General features: G+C 35.4%; 11 protein-coding genes and 2 pseudogenes. 10 read left to right on the plus strand and 3 right to left on the minus strand.

Features of this window, described 5'->3' with window-relative positions; translation table 11 throughout:
- Window positions 1–429: 429 nt before the first annotated feature.
- Window positions 430–600, minus strand: a complete 171-nt coding sequence (locus F6K27_RS30780) for a hypothetical protein (protein WP_287284747.1) — start codon at window positions 598–600, stop codon at window positions 430–432.
- Between F6K27_RS30780 and F6K27_RS30785 the strand changes: the two genes are divergently transcribed.
- The 8 genes and pseudogenes from F6K27_RS30785 (at window position 599) to hypB (ending at window position 6,946) form a co-directional block, all read left to right on the plus strand.
- On the plus strand, window positions 599–886 hold the full coding sequence (locus F6K27_RS30785) for a hypothetical protein (protein WP_205127312.1): 288 nt from the start codon (window positions 599–601) through the stop codon (window positions 884–886). The two genes, F6K27_RS30780 and F6K27_RS30785, sit on opposite strands and share 2 nt — an antisense overlap.
- Before the next feature lie 141 nt (window positions 887–1,027).
- The gene (locus tag F6K27_RS30790; RefSeq protein ID WP_287279651.1) at window positions 1,028–1,846 is read left to right on the plus strand and encodes a Uma2 family endonuclease; all 819 of its coding nucleotides are present in this window, start codon (window positions 1,028–1,030) and stop codon (window positions 1,844–1,846) included.
- A 177-nt stretch (window positions 1,847–2,023) separates the two neighbouring features.
- Window positions 2,024–2,368, plus strand: coding sequence for a hydrogenase maturation nickel metallochaperone HypA (gene hypA / locus F6K27_RS30795; protein ID WP_287279652.1), 345 nt, complete (start codon window positions 2,024–2,026; stop codon window positions 2,366–2,368).
- A 65-nt stretch (window positions 2,369–2,433) separates the two neighbouring features.
- Complete coding sequence (locus F6K27_RS30800) at window positions 2,434–4,389, plus strand: pentapeptide repeat-containing protein (protein WP_287279653.1); 1,956 nt, start codon at window positions 2,434–2,436, stop codon at window positions 4,387–4,389.
- Window positions 4,390–4,528: 139 nt separating this feature from the next.
- Window positions 4,529–4,714 (plus strand): annotated as a pseudogene (locus F6K27_RS30805) (DUF2887 domain-containing protein); the annotation flags it as partial.
- A gap of 140 nt (window positions 4,715–4,854) precedes the next feature.
- A pseudogene (locus tag F6K27_RS30810) lies at window positions 4,855–5,487 on the plus strand (Rpn family recombination-promoting nuclease/putative transposase); the annotation flags it as partial.
- 4 nt (window positions 5,488–5,491) lie between these two features.
- Entirely contained in the window at window positions 5,492–5,710 is a 219-nt protein-coding gene (locus F6K27_RS30815) for a hypothetical protein (RefSeq protein ID WP_287279654.1), read from the plus strand.
- Between the two features lie 384 nt (window positions 5,711–6,094).
- The gene (gene hypB, locus F6K27_RS30820; protein ID WP_287279655.1) at window positions 6,095–6,946 is read left to right on the plus strand and encodes a hydrogenase nickel incorporation protein HypB; all 852 of its coding nucleotides are present in this window, start codon (window positions 6,095–6,097) and stop codon (window positions 6,944–6,946) included.
- Between the two features lie 973 nt (window positions 6,947–7,919).
- Here the strand turns inward: hypB and F6K27_RS30825 are convergent.
- Window positions 7,920–8,072, minus strand: coding sequence for a hypothetical protein (locus F6K27_RS30825; protein ID WP_192901087.1), 153 nt, complete (start codon window positions 8,070–8,072; stop codon window positions 7,920–7,922).
- A 194-nt stretch (window positions 8,073–8,266) separates the two neighbouring features.
- The gene (locus tag F6K27_RS30830; RefSeq protein ID WP_124144225.1) at window positions 8,267–9,382 is read right to left on the minus strand and encodes a CU044_2847 family protein; all 1,116 of its coding nucleotides are present in this window, start codon (window positions 9,380–9,382) and stop codon (window positions 8,267–8,269) included.
- A gap of 698 nt (window positions 9,383–10,080) precedes the next feature.
- Here F6K27_RS30830 and F6K27_RS30840 point away from each other — a divergent pair.
- Together F6K27_RS30840 and F6K27_RS30845 are read left to right on the plus strand one after the other, a co-directional pair.
- A complete protein-coding gene (locus F6K27_RS30840; protein WP_287279656.1) occupies window positions 10,081–10,263 on the plus strand; it encodes a hypothetical protein in 183 nt (60 codons plus the stop codon).
- Window positions 10,191–10,790, plus strand: a complete 600-nt coding sequence (locus F6K27_RS30845; RefSeq protein WP_287284749.1) for a Gfo/Idh/MocA family protein — start codon at window positions 10,191–10,193, stop codon at window positions 10,788–10,790. Before F6K27_RS30840 ends, F6K27_RS30845 begins: the two co-directional genes overlap by 73 nt.
- Window positions 10,791–10,811 lie beyond the last annotated feature (21 nt).

A 10,811-nucleotide genomic window follows, 5' to 3' on the forward strand; every position in this document is an offset into this window, starting at 1 on the left:
TAAGAGGGAAGATTTGGGGAGAGATAATACAAAAAATTCAACACTCCTTCAACTGAATTTTCCTCAAAATTAATGCGCGAAAAGACTTGACTACCATAATTATATAGATCTCAAATGGGTTCTATAGGCTCAAAACTTTGACACTCCCTCAAAAAATATTTTCCCAAAGATTTTTTCACCGATGAGCAAGACACAGATTTGGGCACGGATGCACCGATGATGGAAATTTTGTCGGGGTAATGTCTCCCAACCCTCCTACTTATAGAAGTTAAAAGTCAGATTTTATAGGCTCAAAACTTTGGCGATCGCTCAAAAAATATTTTCCCAAAGATTTTTTCACCGATGAGCAAGACACAGATTTGGGCACGGATGCACCGATGATGGAAATTTTGTCGGGGTAATGTCTCCCAACCCTCCTACTTATAGAAGTTAAAAGTCAGATTTTATAGGCTCAAAACTTTGGCGATCGCTCAAAAAATATTTTCCCTTTGAACCTTTTTTTCCTTCTGCCTTCCTGACTTCAAAAAAATATAAGTATTCAACCGGACATAATATTAATATCAATTTTTGAAGTTCAAAAACCCAATATTTAAAGAACATGACAATTTTTTTTGATGCTAAAATTGAAATTATCGAACTTAATAAGTATCAAGAACGTCCAGGGTTTTCTGATAAGTATCATCTGGTCAAATTCTTGCTAAACTCAGATGGAATAAATTCCTTTGAAGTTAATATTTGGGTTCATTCTAATTATCCAGAGGCAGAAATTGTTAAAGTTGCTAAAACTTTTTTAAATCGTCGTTTACAAGATTTTGTGGAATTAACAAGTGAGGATATTTATGCACCAGATGAAGTTGATGCTTTGTGGCAGTCTTTCAACAATTAATAATTAATAATTGATTTACAGCACTTTTGAGGATAGTGAGGTACACTTATAGGACTATTCTTATATTTCCTATGCCCTGTTCCTTGTTCCCTGTTCCCTGTTCCCTATTCCCTATTCCCTAATTAATAAAGGAAAAAAATTATGTCTATATTACCAACACAAACAAACATTGAATCAGCCCCCAAAAGTTTCAAAAAGCAACCAGAAGATTTTGAATTTGTAGAACCAGATATTAGTGATGTTATTACTGAGGATGATACTCCTGTGGATAATTTAATTACTGAGAAACAACAAAGACTATTAACTACTACTTTATATAGTTCTTTTTCAACAGACTTACCATTTTTAGCAACTGCCAATGTCGGGCTTTTTTACGGCAATAAAATACCACCTCTCGTACCAGACATTCTCCTTAGTTTACGAGTCAAAGTACCGGAAGATTGGAGTCAAAAACAGAATCGTTCTTATTTTGTATTTTCTTTTGGTAAACCTCCAGAAGTAGCCATCGAAATTGTATCGAATAAAATCGGTAATGAGTTAGATAGTAAATTACAAGATTATGCTTTTGCTGCGGTTGGTTATTATGTCGTTTTTGACCCACTAAAACAACTTGGAGAAAGGATTTTACGAGTATATGAATTACGAGGTAATAGTTATGTAGAGCTAGGAAATTTCTATTTGTCTCAAGTGGGATTGGGTTTAACAATTTGGCATGGTATTTTTGAAGGAAAAGAATATGATTGGTTGCGCTGGTGTGATGATTCGGGGAATATTTTGTTAACTGGAGATGAACGAGCAGAACAGGAAAAACAACGTGCTGAACAAGAAAAACAACGTGCTGAACAGGAAAAACAACGTGCTGAACAGGAAAAACAACGTGCCGAACAGGAGAAACAACGAGCTGACCGACTAGCAGAAATTCTCAGGGAAAGAGGTATTAACCCTGATGAAATTTTGTAATTAAAAAATGTAGTGGGCGATCGCCTACTACTGACATTTTTTTAGGAGAGAGAAAATAGTTTTTTTATCAGTCAATATAAATAGTCTTAAACTAAATTTTTTAGGCTGAAAGTTCTCTCCCTATCTTCTAACTTTTAACTGAAAAATCACCTGAAAAACTGGAAAAATATTGTAAATATGCACGAATTAGGAATCACTCAAAATATTGTTGCCATAGTTGCTGAAAATGCTAAAGATAAATCAGTCAAAAGAGTCACCTTAGAGATAGGTGAACTTTCTGCTATTATGCCCGATGCTATTGAATTTTGTTTTGATGTTTGTAGTAAAGGCACTGTTTTAGAAGGAGCCACTTTAGAAATTATCAAAATTCCCGGTTTAGGAAAATGTCGTCAATGTGCGACAGAAATTCCCCTAGAGAAACCATTCGGAATTTGTCATGTTTGCAACAGTGTTGAACTTGATATTATTCAAGGTCAAGAACTTAAAATTAAGGAAATGGAAGTAGAAGAATTATGTGTGTAATATTGAGGGGAAAAAAGTAATATTATATTTGGAAGCTCAGAAAAATAACTGTCAAATATTATGCAATGAAAGCTAGTGAATTATTGAGGCGATATATAGAAGGTGAAAGAAACTTCCAAGGGGTAAAACTCAGGGGTGAATCTCTCAGAGGACAAAACCTTTCGGGAGCAGATTTTAGTGGTGCGGATATTCGAGGAGCAGACTTTACAAATGCTAATCTTAAAGGTGCAAAGTTTTGTAGAGTTAAAACTGGATTACAACAACCGCGATTTACTATTTACGCTGGGGTAGTCATTATCCTGCTGGTTTTAGCAGCACTGTCTAGTTCTTTAAGAGTTGTTTTAGGTGTAATTACTATATTATCAATAGCCATTGTTTTTATTGCTCATAGTCGAACATCAACAATTAGAGAATTGGTTGCCACTATTAATACAGTTATAGGGATAGGAAGTGCTGTTTCCTTTTTTTTTATCTTGTTATTTTGCATATTTATTACAGGTTCTATTTCTAGGGTCATAGTTACAACTGGTTTATTACCCTTACTTTTGGTATTAATCGTTGGTAGTCTCATATCCATTAGAGGATCTAGAGCAGGAGTTGTATCTGCAGCAATAGCTCAAGTCAAACATGGCTTAATTCCTGTTATTTTAGCAATAAGCAATGAATTGATAAAAATGACGGTTATTAATTTGGGTGGCACAAGCTTCAGAAAAGCTGACTTAACTGATGTAGACTTTTCTCAAGCTACCATACAATATACTAACTTTGGCTATGCTGTTCTCCGTAATGTATTTTGGAGAGATGTGAGAAAATTTGATCAGCTTCGTGTTGGAGAAAGCTATTTAGCAAATCCAAAAATTTCTCAATTAATTGTTACTGGGAAAATTCAAAACCAAAACTTTGACTACCAAAATTTACGCGGTGTTAATTTACGAGCTGCAGACCTCCAAGACGCAAGCTTGATCGGAGCAAATCTTAAGCAGGCAAACCTCCAGAATGCCGACTTATCAAGAGCAAAGTTAGTACAAACCCAATTAGATGAAGCAAACCTAACAGGAGCAATGCTCACCGGAGCCACCATAGAAGATTGGGGCGTCACTAGACATACAAAATTACATGGAGTCAGATGTCGTTACATCTTCATGCGCTTACCTACAAAAGACGACCCCAACCCTCGCCGGAAACCCGATAACTGGCAAGAAGAATTTGAGGATGGAGACTTTGCCGATTTTATCCAGCCAATAGTTGATACCCTCGACCTTTACCACAACCAAGGAGTCGATCCTCGCGCTATTGCCATTTCATTGAAGCGGTTAGCCGAAAATCATCCAGATGCAGAGCTAGAAATTGTAGGGATGGAGAAGCGGGGAGGAGATAATCTTCTACTTCGTCTGGCAACTGCTCTTGGGGCTAATCTTTCCCAGTTGAGCGCTGAATATTTTCAGACTTATAACGAAATAAAATCCTTAGCTGAGAAAGAAGTAAAGGCACTTTTAGCAGAAAAAGATAATAGGATTTATAATTTAGAGAATATGATAGTAACGGCGTTACAGCGTCCTAGTTTTTATACACAAACTTATCAAAATAAAGGAGATACTTTTATGGCTGATGCCCCCAAGAAATATACTAAAAATGAATTCAGTGGGAGTTTTACTGGAGTATTTATCAGCATTGACAAATCTCAAGGTAACCGAGTAGGCGGATCAATTTATGCCAACCATGTAGGCGGAATAATTAACAATTATCCTCCCGAACAAAAGCAAAACCTAGCAGATGCAGCAGCAGAAATTCAACAGCTTTTACAACAACTCGAACAAAATTATCCCAATGCAACAGAAGTTGAAAAACAGAGTGCTTTAGCTATAACTTTACAACAAGAAATTAAGCAAAATCCAACATTAAAAGCTAGATTAATTAACGCTCTCAAAGAAGGAGGAATTGAAGCATTGAAAGTATTATTTGGTCCGATTGGAATTCCCATTGAAATGGTCAAAGGTTGGATTGAGGCAGAAGTTTCATAGTTTATCCAAAAGGTAGGTGGTGGTTACATATTCATACACCGAATGTTAATGGAACATTTTGCTCAAATGACCGATAAATAACAAAACAAACATTAACTACATACTAAAATATTTCTACTGCCACTAAACTATAAATATTGTGAAAACAGACAGTATTTTCTATCAAATATTTCTCAACTTTCCGAGAATTTTTTTTGAACTAATTAACCAACCCAATACCAATACTCAAACTTATGAATTTACTTCCCGTGAAGTCAAACAATTATCTTTTCGTTTAGATGGTTTATTCCTACCAACAGACAATAACCCTAATAAACCTTTTTACCGAAAAATGATCTCCAAAGCCTCCCCTTTTAAGGAAATGAAAAAAATCATTCAATTCAGTATTTCATACCTCCGACTAAAGTCCGAGGTACTGATAACTGATAACTGATAACTGATAACTGAAATGACCTTGTTGAAGTCCAATTTAAACCTGATGATAATCTCTATTATCGTCTATTTGCCGAATTATTTCTCTTTTTCTGACAATATCAACCCCCCAATCCTTGGCAAGTAGTTGTTATTTATCCCCGTCGTAATATCGAAAGGGAACAAAATCAACACTTTGGCAATATTTTAGCCTCAAATAAAGTCCAACGGATTTATTTAGACGAATTGGAAAAAACTGTAAGTCGTTCATTAGGGGTTGGAGTTGTTAAACTGGTAATTGAGCCATAAATTTAAGCGATTAATTTGGCTAAATCTTTAATTTCTCAAACCAAAGAGGAAATTATTGAGCCAAAAATTCAACAAGATTTAATTGACCTGATTGAAACAATTATTGTTTATAAGTTACCCCAAAAAACCAGAAAGGAGATTGAAGCAATGTTAGGTTTAAGTGAATTGAAAAAAACTAAAGTTTATCAAGAAGCTTTTGCTGAAGGTAAAGATGAAGGTAAAGATGAAGGTGAAGCTGAAGGCAAAGAAAAAGCCAACTTAAAATCTGTATCTAATATGATTCGTTTAGGTTTAACTTTAGAGACTATTGCTGAATATTTAGATTTGCCTTTAGAGGAAGTTCAAAGATTAGCAAAACTGACTGAAAACAGGAATTAAATTTATGTTTACTTTAAGTGAATTGAAAAAAACTAAAGTTTATCAAGAGGCTTTTGCTGAAGGTAAAGATGAAGGTGAAGCTGAAGGCAAAGAAAAAGTCAACTTAAAATCTGTATCTAATATGATTCGTTTAGGTTTAACTTTAGAGACTATTGCTGAATATTTAGATTTGCCTTTAGAGGAAGTTCAAAGATTAGCAAAATTGACTGAAAATAGAGATTAAATTTTTTTCAATTTAATTAAGTAGGTAGACGCGAATAAACTTCACTATATAACCAAATTTTGGTGCAGTCTCAACCCTTGAGATTGCTTCCTTCCAATTCGTTACAGTCGCAATGACACGTACTTGTAAATTTTCCCACTTACCAAAAAATGAGGTCTAAAGCCTCCCCTTTTAAGAGGATGAAAAAAATGTTTAATATCAAATCCGCATAGAATAAAAGGTGTTAACTATATATATACACCTTTTTTTTAACCCGGATTTGGTATAACTCAGTATTTCAAGCCTCCGAGTTAAGTCGGAGGTACTGATAACTGATAACTGAAATGACCTACTTATAATCAAATCTCAAAAACAAAAAATCAAAGAAATGGAGAAAGAAAAATTATGTGTGTAACTTGTGGTTGTTCCGGTAATAATGAAATTACTATTACTAATTCTCAAACAGGAGAAAAAATGACAGTAGATAAGCATCATTCCCATACTCATACTCTCCCAGATGGAACTATTATTACTCATACTCATTCTGATAATTATACTCCTGAACATAATCATCAGGAAACGGCAGAAGTTCATGCTAAAATGCACCAAACTACTATTAGTTTAGAACAGAAAATTTTACAGAAAAATGACCTGATAGCTGCCCAAAACCGAGGCTGGTTTAAAGGTCGAAATATTCTGGCTTTAAATTTAGTTAGTTCTCCTGGTTCTGGCAAAACAACTTTATTAACTCGAACTATTAATGATTTAAAATCTGAATTGACTTTTAGTGTTATAGAAGGAGACCAAGAAACTATTAATGATGCAGAAAAAATTCGCCAAACTGGTTGTAAAGTAGTGCAAATTAATACTGGTAAAGGCTGTCACTTGGAAGCGGCAATGGTAGAAAAAGGTTATACAGAATTAAACCCTCCTTTAGATTCAATTTTGATGATTGAAAATGTGGGGAATTTAGTTTGCCCTGCTCTATTTGATTTAGGAGAAAATTGTAAGGTAGCAATTCTATCAGTTACCGAAGGAGAAGATAAACCGATTAAATATCCCTATATGTTTCGAGAAAGTCAGGTAATGATTTTGACGAAAATTGATTTATTACCTTATGTACAATTTGACGTTAATCGTTGTATTGAATATGCAAAACAGGTAAATCCTAATATTAAGATTTTCCAGGTTTCTGCCACAAGTGGGGAAGGTTTAAATGATTGGTATGAGTGGTTGAAAAATCAAATTATTTCTTAGAGAAAATAAGGAAAGGAAACAGAGGAGAAAGAAGACGAAGACTCGCTCGCCAGAGTTATGAATCGCTGTATTTCTTGCTCCTCTCAGGCTTTTGGTGTAAATTTTATAAAATTGTACTTAAAAAAGATAACTATTTCATCCATTTGTCTATAAATATTAACAAGGTATTACGCTAAAATAACACCCATAATTGGGTTAAGCTGTTTCGACTTTCTCAATCAATCTCAGAACTCTTGTACAATAGATGAATAAAACATCAATCACATAACTATAACGTTAGGGTTTTTTGATTTGTCTATTCCTGGAAGGAGGCGATCGCTCTTTTAACTCGATAATCAAATAACTATAACGTTGGGGTTTTTTGATTTGTCTATTCCTAGAAGGAGGCGATCGCTCTTCTCACTCCATCTCAAAACTCTTGTACAACAGATGAATAAAACATCAATTCAATAACTATAACGTTAGGGTTTTTTGTTTGTAGTAGGGCCATTATTAGTGAGAATAATTAACAGAAAATCTAAGATTCAATTTTCGGCGTTGCTGAGTGGTAATGATTTTTAGATTAAGTATTAACGCAAAACATAAGTTTTTCAATTTTACCTTCAGCTACTTACCATTACATTTCAGCAACGCCCAATTTTCTAGAGAAAACCCGAACTATAATAACTACATCTGCTTTGTTGTTACCTCGGGAAAATTTCCAGTAATATCATGTCCGGATAAGGGGTGCATCTCAATGCAAGAATAAAGCCAAAAATTTATCGCTCTTAGGCAATAGCTCCGAAAGGCAACAGGTAACAGGGAATAGGGAATAGGGAATATATAGGAAAAAAGTATTTTTGCTTGCTATGAGATGCACCCCGGATAAGAGCGTGATCAAAAAAACTTTCTCCTTTTCCTCCTCTTCTTCTTTCTTCTTGCTTCTTTCTTCCCTCCTGACTCGGTCCTCCTGACTCCTCAAATGATAACTGTTTTATTGCCCAGGTGTAATTAATTCAACCATTATATCAGGAGTTAAACGATAGGGATTTTCCCAAAGAATAGCTAAATGAAAACCTAAATGCTCCTCGGTTTGAGCATCAGCTTTTTCTCGAATTTGTCTAATTGATTCACATAAATAACACAATGGTTAAAAAGTTAATATCTCATCAATCAAATTTACTTTTTCCCAACGCTCAATATCAGTTCTTGTCCAAATAACAACAGGGGTTGTAGCTGACAAAATTGCTCTAAACAAATCCTTTCCTGATAGATTGAGGATGAGCGCGAGTAACTTTCAATCCTAAGAAGGAAAAAATCTTAGACTCCGAAACTAAGAAACTATACACCAGGCAAATAAACCACACGGAAACCTCTGTTATTGTTGCAGAAGTCGGCATCCCCCCAGAGACGGAAGGCACTCCGACAATTCCCAGGTTCATCTTCCCAATACCCACCACGCAGTACTCGTATCTTACTATCTCCTCCAGTTTCCCAAGCACTACCATCATTAGGGGCACCTTCATAATTATCGTGTCTAATATCCTGACACCATTCCCACACATTCCCGTGCATATCATATAAACCAAAAGCATTAGGAGGAAAAGTTCCCACATCAGTTGTCTCCCCTCGATATTCACCTTTAGGGGCATCGCCATAAGTATAGTTACCATTATAGTTAACTAAATCGGTCGTTATAGTTTCCCCAAAATAAAAGGGTGTGGTTGTACCAGCGCGACAAGCATATTCCCACTGACTCTCACTGGGTAGTTTGTAGGTTTTCCCAATTTTTTTGGATAACTTTTGACAAAATTTTGTAGCGTTGTGCCATGTTACAGTTTCGACTGGGCGCTTTCCTCCTTTAAAGTGAGAGGGGTTTTCACCCATAATGGCTTGATATTGGTCTTGAGTAATAGGATATTTACTAATATAAAAAGGTTGGATAGTAACTTCATGTTGGGGAGTTTCAGGACTATCTGTTTCTACTTCATTTTCTGCCGAACCCATAACAAAACTACCGCCAGGAATAGAAACCATTTCTAAAGTTACACCTTTACCCAAATCTTCAGTAAAAAATACTGCTTCATGGGAACTACGATTAATTTCTTCACCTTTGCTATTTACCGTTATTACATCAAATGGTTTTGGTGCAATTGGTTTCAACACTAACTTCACCTTTAAATTTGCATCTGGTTTTCCTTTAGTAATATAAAGATTACCTTCCCCCTCGAAATTAAAACCTACTTCCACTTCAGCTTGTTCAATTTCCATCTCTTTATTAATTTCTTGCCAAGCTTCAGCAATAGGACGACTAATACTAACTAATATAGGTTTAACTTGTGCAAAACTAGATTTAACATCTTTAACAACATTAGTAGAAATCGGCTTTGCTTCATTATCTGGAACTTCAGCTTCAACCAAAATCCCATCTTCCAGTTTAATTAGTCTGGTGGCCATGTATGTTGATTCCTGAATTTAACTGCTACTCTATTCAAGCACATCACAGTAATTTGTTTTCTGAATTTAGAATAACTCATCAAACAAGCATTTTAATTTTTAGGAAAAGGCGAATATCGCATTTATAAATCTAAAATAGATGAAGCAGAGAAGTTTTGCTAGGGGATATCAGAATTTAGGAACAAAAAAGGCTGTAGTAATACCAATAATTCTTGTTGTTTATGAGTAGATGATTATAAGTCTATTCTCAAGTTGGATTCATTTTGGCGATCGCATACATAAATGATTTTGATAATTTTACCTTATTTTCTATTTTGGAGATATCTAATGTTGCGTTCTTTCTTGTAAGAACATTCAATAAATTGTTCTGAAGTTTCTATTGAAATGAACTTTACACATTGATCGATAAAATTACTGAAGTCACATCCCCCTGAAAGCATATCACAAATTACGTTGTCATCTTTAAAGGTTTTAGAGAAGATTTCGCTAAACCTTAATTATTCGGTAATAAAGGAATTATACTTTTTGACGTAAAAGCCTCTTTCTGTCTATCTTCTAGGCTATTTTATGCTGCTGTTTTGTGTAAGTCCCGCTAACTATTTGTAGTAAAAATTTATCAGATTGGTATAACTTTATCAATATTGCCCAAGTTACATTAAATGTGGCTGAATTCAGCATCTAACTAAGGAGACTGTTGCATGAGAGATACATTACGATTTGGTATTGTGGGAACGGGATTTATTGCCAGGGTGATTGCCCAAGGATTAGTCGATGCCAAAAATTGTGCTTTAGTCGGAGTGGCTAGTCGTTGCATCTCGCGGGCACAGAGTTTGGCCAGCAATTCGGAGATGTTAAAGGGTTTGACAGTTGGCAAGATTTAATCGCTTGGTCTGGAGTGGATGCAATTTATATTGCGACTCCTACTGCCTTAAAAGAAGAAATTGCTGTGGTAGCTGCGCAACAGAAAAAGCACGTTTTAGTGGATAAACCCTTTGCGACCTTAGAGTCTTTGCAAAAGATTACCGTAGCCTGTAGAGAAAATCAAGTCTTGTTTATGGATGCAACCCATTTTGTCCATCATCCCAGGACTGCAGCTATTAAGCAAACTATGGAGGAAACCATTGGTCAGGTGCAAGCGATGCGAAGTGCCTTCTATTTTCCCCTTAGCGATCGCAGTAATATTCGTTTCAATCCCGAATTGGAACCAAAAGGAGCTTTAGGGGACTTAGGTTGGTATAATATGCGGGCAACAGTTGAATTTTTAGCTCCTAACATTAATTTGAGCCAAATTTCAGTCATATCATGTCCGGTAGCATCGTTTGTGTATAATAGAGGAGGAAGAAAAATAATTGCCCGGAGCGATATTGCTACGCAACGCTACCGCGATCGCTACTCTTCAAGCACTTGACAAATCATCAGTAGGCCACCA

The sequence above is a fragment of the Okeania sp. SIO2F5 genome (assembly GCF_010692685.1).
In the GTDB taxonomy this organism is placed as follows: domain Bacteria; phylum Cyanobacteriota; class Cyanobacteriia; order Cyanobacteriales; family Microcoleaceae; genus Okeania; species Okeania hirsuta.

Coding starts and splice junctions, on each gene's coding strand:
- F6K27_RS30840 (WP_287279656.1), top strand. CDS start 10,081: ATGAGAGATACATTACGATTTGGTATTGTGGGAACGGGATTTATTGCC.
- F6K27_RS30830 (WP_124144225.1), bottom strand. CDS start 9,382: ATGGCCACCAGACTAATTAAACTGGAAGATGGGATTTTGGTTGAAGCT.
- hypA (WP_287279652.1), top strand. CDS start 2,024: ATGCACGAATTAGGAATCACTCAAAATATTGTTGCCATAGTTGCTGAA.
- F6K27_RS30790 (WP_287279651.1), top strand. CDS start 1,028: ATGTCTATATTACCAACACAAACAAACATTGAATCAGCCCCCAAAAGT.
- F6K27_RS30785 (WP_205127312.1), top strand. CDS start 599: ATGACAATTTTTTTTGATGCTAAAATTGAAATTATCGAACTTAATAAG.
- F6K27_RS30815 (WP_287279654.1), top strand. CDS start 5,492: ATGTTTACTTTAAGTGAATTGAAAAAAACTAAAGTTTATCAAGAGGCT.
- hypB (WP_287279655.1), top strand. CDS start 6,095: ATGTGTGTAACTTGTGGTTGTTCCGGTAATAATGAAATTACTATTACT.
- F6K27_RS30780 (WP_287284747.1), bottom strand. CDS start 600: ATGTTCTTTAAATATTGGGTTTTTGAACTTCAAAAATTGATATTAATA.
- F6K27_RS30800 (WP_287279653.1), top strand. CDS start 2,434: ATGAAAGCTAGTGAATTATTGAGGCGATATATAGAAGGTGAAAGAAAC.